The sequence below is a fragment of the Shewanella sp. SM32 genome, from assembly GCF_025654235.1.
GTDB classification, from domain to species: Bacteria; Pseudomonadota; Gammaproteobacteria; order Enterobacterales; family Shewanellaceae; genus Shewanella; species Shewanella oncorhynchi.
On sequence record NZ_JAKKRO010000003.1, the window covers coordinates 70934 to 84869 of the forward strand.

Consider the following 13936-nt stretch of genomic DNA (forward strand, 5'->3'; position numbering starts at 1 on the left):
TACGTTATAAATTTAATCATTCAGCTATTGCTAAGCGATGCTTGCTAAGGTTTCACGCGCATAGACGCGAGTTTGCGCATCTAAGGCTAAAATATCTTCTATGCTGCCCATAGGGCGTTTAGGCACAGTCACTAAACAAGCTTCGTTCACTTTTGCAATTTGAGTAAAGCCAATTTGTCCCTGTAAAAACGCTTCAACAGCGACCTCATTGGCAGCATTTAACACAGTTGTCGCCTCTTGGCCTTGGGCACACGCGTCCATTGCCAGAGCTAAACAGGGGAAACGTTCAAAATCAGGTTCATAAAAGCTTAACTGTCCGACTTTGAAAAAATCTAAAGGTTCAACGCCCGAATGAATTCTTTGCGGATAAGCCATGCAATGGGCAATCGGTGTGCGCATATCTGGGTTACCCATTTGGGCGATAACCGAACCATCACGGTACTGCACCATAGAGTGGATCACGCTTTGCGGATGAATAACCACTTTAAGTTGCTCAGCCTGAGTATTAAACAACCACCGCGCCTCAATGAACTCTAAACCCTTATTCATCATAGTGGCGGAGTCAACAGAGATTTTAGGTCCCATGGACCAATTAGGGTGTTTACAGGCTTGGGCAGGCGTCATGGCCGCAAGTGTCGCAAGATCCGACCGCAGGAAAGGTCCGCCAGAACCTGTTAACAAAATATGGGATATACCCGACGCAGCTAAATCGCAACGGCCGAGGTTAGCCTGCACTTCTAGGGGTAAACATTGAAAGATAGCATTATGCTCACTGTCCACGGGCAAGAGCACAGCACCAGAGCTCTTAGTCGCCTCAATAAACAACTCACCCGACATGACTAAAGCTTCTTTATTGGCCAGTAATACTCGCTTTCCCGCCTTCACGGCTTCAAGGGTTGGTACTAGCCCTGCCGCCCCGACAATCGCTGCCATTACAGTATCCACTTCGGCAGCCGTCACTAAACCGAGTAAATCGTTCATGCCAGTAGTGACTTGAATATTGAGCGCAGTGGGTAAAACGGCGCGTAACTGTTTCGCAGCCGCTTCATCCACCATATGCGCGACTTTCGGTTTATGGGCTACACACAAAGCCAGCATCTTATCAACGCTCGCATTGGCCACCAATCCATAGATGCTATAAGCCAATGGATTAGCCGAAATCACGCTTAAGGTACTAGCACCAATTGAACCAGTAGCACCCAAAATCACCATATTTTGCATAGCGTTACATCCAGAATGCAATGTAGATCAGGGTAAACACCGGCAAGGCTGCAGTCAGGCTGTCGATGCGGTCGAGCACGCCGCCGTGACCGGGCAAAATAGTGCCAGAATCTTTAATACAGGCCGCACGCTTAAACATACTCTCAGATAAATCGCCCAGCGCTGACACTAAAGCAACAAATAAGGTCACTGCCACAACTAAACCCAGTTCTTGCTCTGGCGAATAATACATAACACCGGCAACCACGAGCATAGTCGTCACTAAACCACCAACTAGGCCTTCCAAGGTTTTAGCAGGGCTCACTGCAGGCATCAGTTTCGTTTTACCTATCGCTTTACCGACGAAGTAAGCCCCAGAATCTGCTGCCCACACAATCAACATCACTAACAGTACTAACACTGGGCCGTAATAGGGAGAAGTTTGTGAACTAATGGATTTGAGCGCGATAAGAGCAACAAAGCAAGGCACTAAGGTTAACTGTCCAAACATGGACTTAAACATAGGATTCTTTTGCCAGAACTTAGCGCTTTTAGGATAAGTTACCACTAATAATAGTGATGCTAACCACCAGAATGCACCAATATAGAGAATGGCCAAATAGATAGGATGTAACTGGTGGCTTAACCAAACGGCATCAATTGGCACAATCAGATTAATTGCCACCAATAAGATACCAACTGTGAAGGTAAAGCTCCACTGAGTGACATCACACTGATTATCGATAATTCTTCCCCATTCCTTTGCTGCAATAAGGAAGACGGCAACTAAGGCCCAGGCGAAGTAGCTGGCAGGGAGCAAAAATATCGCCCCTAAAACTAATGGAACTAACCAAGTTGCTGTTATTATTCGTTGTTTTAGCAAAAAAAATCCCTCATGAGGTTTTACAATGCACGCATCTCATCAATCTGACTTCCAGTCAGACCAAAACGGCGCTGGCGACTTGCAAAAATGGCTATCGCTTCATGAAAAGCCTGTTCATCGAAATCAGGCCAAAGGGTGTCGGTAAACACCAATTCTGCATAGGCCGCCTGCCACAGCACAAAATTGCTGATGCGACAGTCCCCGCCCGTGCGGATCATTAAATCAACTTCACTCTGATTTTGCATGCACAAATGTGCACTTAAGGCTTCTTCGGTGAACTGACTGCTGGTCATTTCGCCAGTTTCGACCTTTTCCGCTAATTTTTGTGCTGCTTGAAGTATGTCCCAACGGCCACCATAGTTAGCCGCAACATTCAGAACCAAGCCAGTATTGCGAGATGTCTTCTCTTGGGCAGCAGCAATTTGCTTCTGTAATCGCGCCGAAAAGCGGCTGATATCGCCAATAATGTTGAGCTTAACCTGATTCTTATCCAGCAATTTAATTTCGCGCTGTAATACGGTAAAAAACAACTCCATCAGCAAGCTGACTTCTTTATCGGGTCTACGCCAATTCTCGCTAGAAAATGCGAATAAGGTTAGCGATTCAATGCCTAATTGGCTTGCCGTGCTTACGGCTCTTCTAACGGCCTTAACACCAGCCTTATGTCCCATCACTCGTGGTTTACCTTGGGTTTGTGCCCAACGCCCATTGCCATCCATGATAATAGCAACATGCTTAGGTAACGACTGTTTCACGAGTTCGGGTAATTGTCCCGGCAAGGTCGTTTGAGTGTATAAATCACTCTCACTCGTCCTAGGGTGCGGATCAAGTTCCACTGTGGATGACATCTAATACAGCCCTTTAAAATAGACAAACGCCGTGTAGTATACCCCTACACGGCGCATCAACTCTAGCTTATCGAACTGAGATTAGACTTCCATCAACTCAATTTCTTTGGCCGCTAAAATCTCATCGACCTTTTTAATGTGAGCATCGGTGAACTTTTGCACTTCTTCTTCACTGCGACGCACATCATCTTCAGTACAAGCTTTAGCTTTTTCAAGCTTTTTCACTTCAGAAATCGCATCACGACGCACGTTACGGATAGCAATACGACCGTTTTCAGCTTCGTTACGCACCACTTTGATGAAGTCTTTACGACGTTCTTCGGTCAGCGCGGGTAATGGAATACGTAATGTCGCGCCAGCTGACATAGGGTTCAGACCTAAATCAGAGCTCATAATAGCCTTTTCAACGGCTTGGATAGCACTACGGTCAAACACAGTCACAGACAGAGTGCGTGAATCTTCAACGCCCACGTTAGCCACTTGGTTTAGTGGCGTCATAGTGCCGTAGTAAGAGACTTGAATGGAATCCAACAGGCTTGGGTGGGCACGACCGGTACGCACTTTTGCCATTTGGTTTTTAGTCGCGTCAACGCATTTACCCATACGCTCTTGCGCATCTTTCTTAATGTTCTCAATCACGTTAAATGTCCTTCTTGGTCATTAAATAACTTTTTTCGCTCTGATCAACGTGCCTTCTTCTTCACCCATGATAACGCGGCGTAGAGCGCCAGGCTTATTCATGTTGAAGACTAAAATAGGCATGTCGTGATCACGCGCCATAGTAAAGGCGGCTAAGTCCATTACTTTTAATTCTTTTTCCAGAATTTCCGCATAAGTCACTTCATCATACTTAACAGCATCTGGGTTCTTCATTGGGTCTTCAGAGTATACACCGTCGACTTTAGTGCCTTTCAATACGACTTCAGCTTCGATTTCAATGCCGCGTAAACAGGCCGCAGAATCGGTCGTGCAGAAAGGATTACCTGTACCGGCAGCAAAAATAACCACTCGGCCAGATTTTAGCAAGCTGATCGCTTCAGCCCAATTGTAATCATCACACACACCCTTTAACGGGATAGCTGACATCAGACGAGCATTAACATAGGCACGGTGCAGGGCGTCTCGCATTGCCAAGCCGTTCATAACCGTTGCCAGCATACCCATGTGATCGCCCACCACACGGTTCATGCCGGCTTTTGCTAGGCCTTCACCGCGAAACAGATTACCACCACCAATAACCACACCCACCTGAATACCCAGCTCAACCAGCTCTTTCACTTCCTGAGCCATGCGATCTAATACTTTGGGATCGATGCCGAAGCCTTCGTCGCCCATCAGTGCTTCGCCACTTAATTTAAGAAGAATGCGTCTAAATGCGGGTTTTGGATTGGTGCTCATAATTTTTATCCTGGTCATAACAAGACCGCAGCTATTGCCGCGGTCTTGGGGGTATTTAGCGTTGGCGATTAAGCCTTTTTAGAAGCAGCGATTTGAGCAGCAACTTCAGCCGCGAAATCTTCTTCTTTCTTCTCAATACCTTCACCCACTTCTAAACGAATGAAGTTAGTGACTTTAGCGCCTTTCTCTTTCAGAATTTCGCCAACAGTTTTCTTTGGTTCCATGATGTAAGCTTGACCAGTCAGAGAAATCTCACCGGTAAACTTCTTCATACGACCTAGAACCATCTTCTCAGCGATCTCTGCCGATTTGCCTTCGTTCATTGACATTTCGATTTGCAGAGCTTGTTCTCTTGCAACGATTTCTGCAGGAACATCTTCTGGGTTCACGTATTCAGGCTTAGAAGCAGCAACGTGCATTGCGATGTGCTTTAAGGTTTCTTCGTCAGCTTCACCGGCAACAACAACGCCAATGCGCTCACCGTGACGGTATGAAGATAGGTTTGCACCATCGATGTACTCAACACGACGAATGTTGATGTTTTCACCGATTTTAGTTACCAATGCAACGCGTGCATCTTCGAACTGTGCTTTTAAATCTTCAAGAGTCACTTTAGATGCAGCAGCGGCATCTAATACTGCGTTCGCGAATGCTAAGAAGTTTGAATCTTTAGCAACGAAGTCAGTTTGACAGTTAACTTCTAATAGCGCAGCGAAACCTTCGCCATTCTTGATCAGAATTGTACCGTCAGCAGCGATGTTACCCGCTTTTTTAGCCGCTTTAGCAGCGCCAGACTTACGCATGTTGTCAATTGCTAACTCCATGTCGCCGTTAGCTTCTGTCAGAGCGTTTTTACAATCCATCATGCCTGCGCCAGTACGGTCGCGCAGTTCTTTAACTTGGGCAGCAGTAATTGCCATTGTTAAATCCTCTATAAAAAATCGACTAATTTGCAGATATAAAACAGGGGCCGAATGGCCCCTGTTAACCAATCAAAAATCTTGGTTAATAAGGGTGATGATAATCATCCCGCCTTATTATTATTCGGCTTCTACGAAACCGTCTTGCTCAGCTTGAACAGCCAAATCTTGACCACGGCCAGCTTTTGCAGCAGCAGCAACAGAAGAAGTGTACAGGCGGATAGCACGCATAGCGTCGTCGTTACCAGGAACGATGTAGTTAACACCATCTGGCGCAGAGTTAGTATCAACAACTGCAACAACAGGGATACCCAGGTTGTTAGCTTCTTTAATAGCGATATGCTCATGGTCAGCACCAATGACGAATAATACGTCTGGCAGGCCGCCCATGTTTTTAATACCACCTAAAGATTTTTCCAGCTTTTCAAGCTCACGAGTACGCATCAGCGCTTCTTTCTTGGTCAGCTTGTCGAAAGTACCGTCTACTGATTGGCTTTCCAGTTCTTTCAGACGTTTGATTGACTGACGAACGGTTTTCCAGTTAGTCAGCATACCGCCTAACCAGCGGTGATCAACATAGTACTGGTCACAAGATAGAGCAGCTTCTTTGATCGCTTCGCCAGCAGCACGTTTAGTACCAACGAATAATACTTTACCTTTCTTTGAAGCTACGTTGCTGATGAAAGCTAGCGCTTCATTGAACATTGGCACAGTATGCTCAAGGTTGATGATGTGAACACCGTTGCGAGCACCGAAAATGAATGGCTTCATTTTTGGGTTCCAGTAACGGGTTTGGTGACCGAAGTGGACACCGGCCTGAAGCATATCGCGCATTGAAACTGTAGTCATTTCTATTACCTTAAAATTTAGGGGGTTAGACCTCCACGTATCCCATGTCTTCGACCCCTTATATAACAACTGAGGGCACCCCGAAGAATGTGTCGACACGTGTGTGATTTAGTATTTAGACAAATAGCCATGTATAATGGCCGCCATCTTTAGTCTTGCAAGTATCAAAGCAGCGCAAAAGCTGGCTTAGACAATTCATCAAGACTTAAACATAACGGCGCGCTTTATACCATAAATAGCCCTAAAGCACAAATTTTTGCATTAGGTTGCGTGGCCAACAGACATTAAAGACACAAGAGAAAACGCAATGAGTATAGTCATCAAGACCGCTGAAGAAATTGAAAAAATGCGTGCTGCGGGCAAACTAGCCGCACAGGTATTAGAAATGATCGCGCCGCATGTTAAACCGGGCGTGACCACCAATGAGCTCAATGACCTCTGCGCCAAATATACCGAAGAGCAAGGTGCGATTTCGGCGCCGCTTAACTACCATGGTTTTCCCAAATCCATTTGTACTTCTGTAAACCATGTCATTTGCCACGGTATTCCAAACGACAACCCACCATTGAAAGAAGGCGATATCCTCAATATCGACATCACAGTGATTAAAGACGGTTATCACGGCGATACCTCGATGATGTTTTTAATCGGTGAAGTGAGCGCGAAGGACAAACGTCTGTGCCGCATCGCGCAAGAAAGCCTGTATTTAGCTATTCGTAAGGTTCGTCCAGGTTTAAAACTGGGTGAAATTGGCAATACTATCGAAAAATTCATCAAAGCAAGTAAAACAGGCCTTGAGAAATATTCCATCGTGCAAGATTATTGTGGCCACGGTATTGGCTCGGGTTTCCATGAAGAACCTCAGGTTATGCATTACCGTAACGGCGATAACACAGTATTACGCCCAGGCATGTGTTTCACCATTGAACCTATGATCAATGCTGGTCGCCACACGACCATACTCGATCGCGATGATAAGTGGACGGTTACCACCTCCGATGGTAAAAATTCAGCCCAGTGGGAACATACCTTACTGGTGACTGAAAAAGGGGTTGAAGTACTTACCCTGCGTGAGGATGAGGATTTTCCACGTATTATCAATCACGAGCGATAGGCCACACTAAAAAACATAAAAACAAGGGACTCGATGAATATAGCTCTGCTCGCTAAACAATCATTAATCGAACAGAATCAGATTCTTTTGGCCAGTTTTAAGGCTAAAACCCCGATTGAAGAGCTCGTCACGCAGCGCTGTCAATTTGTCGATGCCCTTGTCAAGCAAGCTTGGGAACAGCACGGTCTAAGGGAATATGATATTGCCCTGATTGCCGTGGGCGGCTATGGCCGTGGGGAGCTGCATCCCCACTCAGATGTCGATTTACTGTTCCTGTTTAATGATATCTTGTCACCCGCCGCCGAAGCGGCACTCAGTCAGTTTATTGCCTTTCTGTGGGATGCCAATCTGGAAATCGGCCACAGTGTCCGTACGTTAAACGACACGATTATTCTCGGCCGTGAAGACATCACCATAGCCACTAATCTGTTAGAGGCACGATTGCTCGAAGGGCCCGAATTTTTATTCGATCAACTTTATGATGCGATTCGTCAGAGTGACTTTTGGACTTCAAGCGATTTTTTTATCGCAAAACGGGATGAGCAAAATGCCCGTCATGCCAGAGCCAGTGCCTTCGATTTAGAACCCAATATCAAGAGTTGTCCCGGTGGTCTTAGGGATATTCAAACCATTGCTTGGGTAGCCATGCGTCACTTTGGCGCCGCTCGCCTCGAAGAATTAGTCCAATACGACTTTTTAGAGCCAGGTGAACTAGAAGAGCTGCTCGAATGTCAGCACTTTTTGTGGAAGTTACGCTTTGCCCTGCACATGGTGGTCGGTCGCGATGAAAATCGCTTACTCTTTGATGTACAGCGCCAAGTTGCCGAGCTTATGGGGTATGAAGACGCCACCCAGCTTGCTGTTGAGCAAATGATGAAACGTTACTATCGCACGGTACGCCGAGTGATGGAGCTAAACGAAATGTTGCTGCAGCTGTTTAAACGGGCAACACTGGGGCACACAAAAGCTTTAGAAATTCAATCGATAGATAAACACTACCAGCGCCGCGGCACTTTTATTGAAGCGCTAAGCGATGACCTTTTCGATAGTGGCGAAGAAATTGTCCGGCTGTTTTTGTTAGTCGCTAAAAACTCCAACATCAAAGGCATTTACGCACCAACACTGCGTTCGCTGCGCCGAGCAAGACGCGCGCAATCTCAAGCCTTGCAAGAAAACCCGCTTTGTCGCCAAGCCTTTATGGAAATTCTGCGCCACCCTCGCGGCATTGTTGCTTTGTCTTTAATGCATAAACACGGTGTGTTATCGGCCTATCTACCCGCATGGCGAAATATTGAAGGCCAGATGCAGTTTGACCTGTTTCACGCCTATACGGTCGATGAACACACCCACAGATTACTACTCAATATCGAGCGTTTTTCCCAAGCAGAACAAAAGGAAGAATTTCCCTTAGGCTCGATTCTGATCAACCAACTGCCTAAAAAAGGTTTACTGGTATTAGGCGCTATCTTCCACGATATCGCCAAAGGCCGCGGTGGCGATCACAGTAAACTGGGCTCAAGCGATGCCCTCGCCTTTTGTAAGCTGCACGGGTTAAACGATCACGATGGCCGTCTAGTCGCTTGGCTGGTTGAAAATCATCTGGTGATGTCTGTCACCGCCCAGCGCCGCGATATTTCCGATCCCGATGTGGTGGCCGACTTTGCCAATAAAGTCCGCGATGCCGTGCATTTAAGCTATCTGTACTGCTTAACCGTCGCCGATATCTGCGCCACCAACGAAAAAACCTGGAACAACTGGAAAGGCTCACTGCTACGCGACTTGTACTTTTCGACCCAAAGAGTGCTCGCCCGCGGTAAAGAAAAACCCGTCGATATTCGTGCCAGAGTACGTGAATACCAAGCTAAGGCGAAAAAAGAGCTGCTGCGCCGCGGATTGAAAGAGAAAGATCTCGATGCCCTGTGGCAACGTTTTAAGGCAGATTACTTTTTACGCCACCAGCCCAATCAAGTCGCGTGGCACGCCGAAGCGATTTTAAAGCACAAACAACAGGATGAGCCCTTAGTCTTAGTGTCCAAACACACCACCCGTGGTGGTACTGAGCTATTTGTCTATTGCCAAGACAGACCTAAATTGTTCGCAACTGTGATGGCGGTACTCGACAATAAAAATATCAACGTCCATGATGCCAACATCATGACGTCAAAAGACAATTATGCCCTCGATACCTTTGTGATCTTAGAGCAAGATGGTGAGCCCGTTAGCCAGCTTTCACGCATTCAAAGTATCCGTAAAGCGCTTGAGAAAGCCCTGTCGAGCGACAGCCCAAAACTGCCGCGCTTTAGAAAACTATCGCGCAAGATGAAACCTTTTAATGTGCCGACACAAGTGAGTTTCCTCGAAAGCAGTCGTCATGGTACAAGTATGATGGAGCTTATCGCCTTAGATTCGCCAGGATTACTGGCAAAAGTTGGGGATATCTTTTACCGTTGCAACACAACATTACTCGCGGCCAAAATCACCACCATTGGTGAGCGAGCCGAAGACTTTTTTATGCTGCAGACTAATGATGGCTTGCAACTTAACGAAACCCAAGAGAATACCCTCAGGGACGCTTTAATCAGTGCCCTGAGTGCAAAGAATATCGAATCAGTTAATTAACAAGACCAGTGGGAGAAGTAAATGGAGGCTTTACGCCAACGTATTGAGGCGGCTTTTGAAGCGCGCGCCGACATCACACCAAGCACAGTTGACGCAGGTGTGCGCAGCGATGTGCAAAATGTCATCAATATGCTCGATAAAGGTGAAGTCCGTGTCGCCGAGAAAATCGACGGACAATGGCATGTGCACCAATGGCTGAAAAAGGCGGTATTACTGTCCTTCCGTATTTTCGATAACGTAGTTATCGATGGCGCCGAAACCAAATACTTCGACAAAGTGCCGTTAAAATTTGCCGAATATGATGAAGCCCGCTTTAAAGCGGAAGCCATTCGTGTAGTGCCTTCGGCGACAGTACGTAAAGGCTCATTCATAGGTAAAAATACCGTGTTGATGCCATCCTATGTGAACTTAGGCGCCTATGTTGATGAAGGCACTATGGTTGACACTTGGGCGACCGTTGGCTCATGTGCACAAATCGGTAAAAACGTGCATTTATCTGGCGGCGTAGGTATTGGTGGCGTACTTGAGCCATTACAAGCGGGCCCAACCATCATCGAAGATAACTGCTTTATCGGTGCACGTTCTGAGATTGTTGAAGGCGTCGTGGTTGAAGAAGGCTCAGTGATTTCCATGGGTGTGTATATCGGCCAAAGTACTCGAATTTATGATCGCGAAACCGGCGAAGTGCATTACGGTCGTGTACCAGCAGGCTCTGTTGTTGTTTCTGGCAACCTACCATCAGCCTGTGGCAAATACAGCCTCTATGCCGCCATTATCGTTAAGAAAGTGGATGCAAAAACCCGTAGTAAAGTGGGTATCAACGAATTACTGCGTATTGTTGATTAACAGTCACAGCATTTGTTCGATAACATGAGTTCCATAAAAAGATGCCTAAGGGCATCTTTTTTATTGTCGGTAAAATTTAGCCTACGGTTGCGCTGTCATTATCAGGCTTAAAAATAAAGTGTTTAATAAGACACTTAAATCAAACGCTCTACTTCACGGAATGCATTTCTCGTCATTGCAATGGCCCGCCAGCCGATAATCCCCAATGGCTGCTGCGCTTTGTTCACCACCACAAGATATTCTGAATCCAAAAGATTCAACTGCAGTAATGCATCTTCCGATGTGGCCACCTCACTGATAATAGGCACTGAATGCTCCATGATCTGATGGGCTTTTTTATGTAAAGATGCCCTATCCAGTTCACGCTCAGCCGCAGTGCCAAGTAATGGGCTAAACCAATGTTCCAGTAAGCGACTAGTGATCACCCCAAGTATCTTATGTTGCTCATCCAATACCACGGCCACCTTAGCATGGGCAGTCGTAAGTAAACGCTTAATATCAACTAACTCATGGTCGAGTGAAATCGTGACTAAAGGTTCAAGCGGCGCAGCACCAATATGATCGCTAATACTCAACTCTCGATTAATCAAAATCGCTAAACAAGTTTCGACTATCTCAGGATCAAAAAGAGTCCCTTTACCCGCACGCAATACTTCAGTCATTTTCTCCAGCCCTAACGATGGGCGATAAGGCCTATGGGACAATATCGAATCGGCAACATCGGCGACGGCAATAATTTTCGCCTCATATAAAATCGCCTTATCCTTTAAGCCCGCGGGATAACCTGAGCCATCGAGCCGCTCATGATGCTGTAAAATCATCTCTTTGATGGGCCATGGAAACTCCACATCCTCAATAATTTCAGCGCCATGGAGTGGATGGGTCTGTATTAATGCGTATTCTTCTTTTGAAAGCTTCGAAGGTTTGGTCAAGATCTGTGATGGAATCGCTAACTTACCAATATCATGAACTAAGGCACCAATCTTCAGCCCTTCTAAACGCAGCGGGTCTAAACCTAATTTCTCACCAATCAAATAACTTAATTGCGCCACCGACTTTTGATGCCCTGCGGTATAGGCATCTTTCAGTTCTAATGCCTCAGAAATAGCACTAATAAGCTGGGTTAACGATTGAGATAATTGTTCTTTTTGCGCTTTAATGATTTTGGACTGGCGGGATACCGCGCGCAATGTGCGTGGTAGTTCAATGCTGTGCCATAAAATGCTGGCAAAAGTCAGTAATGATCTCGCATCATTACGACTATAAGGCTCATTACGGTCGACCACGCACAGCATGCCCACTAAGCGACTGCGAAATAAAATCGGCACCGCCAAGTAACGCCCTCCAAGTAGCAGTTTATCTAAGGGCAAATCCCCTAAGCGCCTTTGGGAGTCGGTTTGGTTTTGGATGATCGGCTTATAATCTCGCACACATTCGAGCCATACGCGGCTTTCAAGTTCTGACACTTGGGTATTATCTTCAACAAAATCGGCTTGATTAGCCTCTGCGTGGGGATACTCAGAACGCGCGGCGAGTGTGAGTGTTTTTAACTTTTCGTTATACAACAGAATAAAGCCATATCGACTGCCAGTGAGCGACATCGCCTTGGAGACGGCAACTTTAAACACTTCTTCTTGGGAGGATTTAATCACATCTTCAATGTGTTGCAGCCAAGCATCGCTGGCTTGAATCGCTCGGCGATAATCCGAATGCAATTCCTTCATCTGCGGATCTTCAAAATTGATGTCGGATAGAATCAAATACCATCCCATTTCAGGCAAAGAATGCAGCGCAAGATGCACACGTATGCCTCTATGATCTTGTAATTGAAAACCTATCTCTTGCCCACGTCGCCTCACGATATCGGCGCACAACTCGGCATTAAAGGCACTAAACAGTTGGCTAATGGGTTGATTAATGATTTGCGCCGCCGAGCGTTTGCAACGGCTGTAAAAGGCTTGGCTCATCCGTAGCACGCGAAATTGCTCATCAAGCTGTGCCCAAGACAAATTCAAACTATCGGGCAAGTCTTTCATTCCAACGATAAGGCTTTGACGAGTTGACATCCAGCACTCCAGTCTTTGATTAGAGCATGGGCAAAACGCTTTAGCGTGATATTCGCCCGAATGTGAGCACTATAAAATCTCCAATAAACATAATGATAGCTGATCCCATGACATATGCGGGCTAAAATAGGCTGAGCTGAATGTCATGTTATCGCTACGCTTGTCATTACCTTAGCGCGACTGCCTACGCTTTAGAAGACGATCGTTTTATTGCCGTACACGACCACTTGCTCGTTAAGCACTAACTGCAGAGCTTTGCTCAGCACACTCTTTTCAACATCGCGCCCTGCACGCGCCATTTCTAAGGCGCTATAACTGTGATCGACGGGAATTACGTCCTGCTTGATGATCGGCCCTTCATCGAGGCAATTATTCACAAAATGCGCCGTCGCACCGATAATTTTCACCCCGCGCTCCCAAGCCTGGCGATAGGGTGCTGCGCCGATAAAGGCTGGTAAGAAAGAATGGTGAATGTTGATGATGCGATTAGGATATTGCGCCACAAAATCAGGCGTTAATACCCGCATGTACTTAGCCAAGACTAAATAATCGGGTTCGTATTGAGATACCGCAGCCAACAGTGCTTGCTCGTGTTGAATTCGGTCTAAGCCTTCGTGACTCACCAGATGAAAGGGAATGTTAAATTTTTCGGCCAGTTCGCGCAGCGCATCATGGTTGCCCACCACAGCGGCAATCTCGACACTTAAACCACCGTAATAGGCTTTCATCAACAGATCGCCTAAGCAGTGCGCTTCTTTTGTCACTAACACCACAATACGTTTCTTGCCGGCGCTGACCAAGGTCATGTGATTCTTAGCAGGCAGCACGTCGCGCAGATCCTGCAATAACTGTTCGCTGTTAAAAATGCCCTCTAACTCAGTTCGCATAAAGAAACGCCCTTGGGCATTATCCACAAACTCACTGTTTTTGATGATATTCAGTTTATGGGTAAAACAAACACTGGTGATTTTGGCGATGAGGCCTTGGGCATCGGCGCAATCCGTCAGTAAGATTTTACGTTCTATGGATGGCGAAGTATTACCGCGAGTTTCAGTCATTTGTTGCAAAGTTGGATCTCCTATATTGTCCCTACATCGAGTTTGCCATAGCAAATCGTGCTGAACAGCATGAAAATCCTATAATGCGAAAATAAAAATGATATTTCAGAGGCTTGAATCAATAAAATGTAAAAA

12 protein-coding genes are annotated in these 13936 nt (G+C 46.2%); 3 read left to right on the forward strand and 9 right to left on the reverse strand.

What is annotated here, in order from left to right; all coding sequences use genetic code 11:
- Nucleotides 1-30: 30 nt before the first annotated feature.
- From ispC to rpsB, 7 genes are all read right to left on the reverse strand, one after another.
- Nucleotides 31-1221 (reverse strand): 1-deoxy-D-xylulose-5-phosphate reductoisomerase, encoded by a 1191-nt coding sequence (gene ispC, locus L5M10_RS01970; RefSeq protein ID WP_263254759.1) that lies wholly within the window; start codon nt 1219-1221, stop codon nt 31-33.
- Between the two features lie 4 nt (nt 1222-1225).
- On the reverse strand, nt 1226-2083 hold the full coding sequence (locus L5M10_RS01975; protein ID WP_105249720.1) for a phosphatidate cytidylyltransferase: 858 nt from the start codon (nt 2081-2083) through the stop codon (nt 1226-1228).
- 20 nt (nt 2084-2103) lie between these two features.
- Nucleotides 2104-2931: an isoprenyl transferase gene (locus tag L5M10_RS01980; protein WP_028760605.1), complete on the reverse strand. Its 828-nt coding sequence runs from the start codon at nt 2929-2931 to the stop codon at nt 2104-2106.
- A gap of 81 nt (nt 2932-3012) precedes the next feature.
- Entirely contained in the window at nt 3013-3570 is a 558-nt protein-coding gene (gene frr, locus L5M10_RS01985; protein WP_012088724.1) for a ribosome recycling factor, read from the reverse strand.
- A gap of 21 nt (nt 3571-3591) precedes the next feature.
- The gene (gene pyrH, locus L5M10_RS01990; protein WP_006080981.1) at nt 3592-4329 is read right to left on the reverse strand and encodes a UMP kinase; all 738 of its coding nucleotides are present in this window, start codon (nt 4327-4329) and stop codon (nt 3592-3594) included.
- A gap of 68 nt (nt 4330-4397) precedes the next feature.
- On the reverse strand, nt 4398-5249 hold the full coding sequence (gene tsf / locus L5M10_RS01995) for a translation elongation factor Ts (protein ID WP_028760606.1): 852 nt from the start codon (nt 5247-5249) through the stop codon (nt 4398-4400).
- Between the two features lie 120 nt (nt 5250-5369).
- Entirely contained in the window at nt 5370-6098 is a 729-nt protein-coding gene (gene rpsB / locus L5M10_RS02000) for a 30S ribosomal protein S2 (RefSeq protein ID WP_028760607.1), read from the reverse strand.
- 283 nt (nt 6099-6381) lie between these two features.
- On the opposite strand from rpsB, the gene map reads away from it, so the two are divergent.
- Genes map through dapD form a run of 3 tightly spaced genes read left to right on the forward strand, consistent with a single transcriptional unit; the run spans nt 6382 to nt 10677 of the window.
- On the forward strand, nt 6382-7212 hold the full coding sequence (gene map, locus L5M10_RS02005) for a type I methionyl aminopeptidase (RefSeq protein ID WP_226058787.1): 831 nt from the start codon (nt 6382-6384) through the stop codon (nt 7210-7212).
- 33 nt (nt 7213-7245) lie between these two features.
- Nucleotides 7246-9831 carry a bifunctional uridylyltransferase/uridylyl-removing protein GlnD gene (gene glnD / locus L5M10_RS02010; protein ID WP_263254760.1) on the forward strand — a complete coding sequence of 862 codons (2586 nt, stop codon included), beginning with the start codon at nt 7246-7248 and terminating at the stop codon, nt 9829-9831.
- Nucleotides 9832-9852: 21 nt separating this feature from the next.
- Nucleotides 9853-10677 carry a 2,3,4,5-tetrahydropyridine-2,6-dicarboxylate N-succinyltransferase gene (gene dapD, locus L5M10_RS02015; protein ID WP_028760609.1) on the forward strand — a complete coding sequence of 275 codons (825 nt, stop codon included), beginning with the start codon at nt 9853-9855 and terminating at the stop codon, nt 10675-10677.
- A 134-nt stretch (nt 10678-10811) separates the two neighbouring features.
- On the opposite strand, the gene L5M10_RS02020 is transcribed toward dapD, so the two are convergent.
- A complete protein-coding gene (locus L5M10_RS02020) occupies nt 10812-12743 on the reverse strand; it encodes an HD domain-containing phosphohydrolase (protein WP_263254761.1) in 1932 nt (643 codons plus the stop codon).
- Nucleotides 12744-12934: 191 nt separating this feature from the next.
- Nucleotides 12935-13801 carry a formyltetrahydrofolate deformylase gene (purU, locus tag L5M10_RS02025; RefSeq protein WP_012088721.1) on the reverse strand — a complete coding sequence of 289 codons (867 nt, stop codon included), beginning with the start codon at nt 13799-13801 and terminating at the stop codon, nt 12935-12937.
- Nucleotides 13802-13936 lie beyond the last annotated feature (135 nt).

What these genes read in the sequence shown, in the direction of transcription:
- ispC (WP_263254759.1), bottom strand. Translation starts at nt 1,221, where the DNA reads ATGCAAAATATGGTGATTTTGGGTGCTACTGGTTCAATTGGTGCTAGT.
- L5M10_RS01980 (WP_028760605.1), bottom strand. Translation starts at nt 2,931, where the DNA reads ATGTCATCCACAGTGGAACTTGATCCGCACCCTAGGACGAGTGAGAGT.
- pyrH (WP_006080981.1), bottom strand. Translation starts at nt 4,329, where the DNA reads ATGAGCACCAATCCAAAACCCGCATTTAGACGCATTCTTCTTAAATTA.
- tsf (WP_028760606.1), bottom strand. Translation starts at nt 5,249, where the DNA reads ATGGCAATTACTGCTGCCCAAGTTAAAGAACTGCGCGACCGTACTGGC.
- rpsB (WP_028760607.1), bottom strand. Translation starts at nt 6,098, where the DNA reads ATGACTACAGTTTCAATGCGCGATATGCTTCAGGCCGGTGTCCACTTC.
- glnD (WP_263254760.1), top strand. Translation starts at nt 7,246, where the DNA reads ATGAATATAGCTCTGCTCGCTAAACAATCATTAATCGAACAGAATCAG.
- dapD (WP_028760609.1), top strand. Translation starts at nt 9,853, where the DNA reads ATGGAGGCTTTACGCCAACGTATTGAGGCGGCTTTTGAAGCGCGCGCC.
- L5M10_RS02020 (WP_263254761.1), bottom strand. Translation starts at nt 12,743, where the DNA reads ATGTCAACTCGTCAAAGCCTTATCGTTGGAATGAAAGACTTGCCCGAT.
- purU (WP_012088721.1), bottom strand. Translation starts at nt 13,801, where the DNA reads ATGACTGAAACTCGCGGTAATACTTCGCCATCCATAGAACGTAAAATC.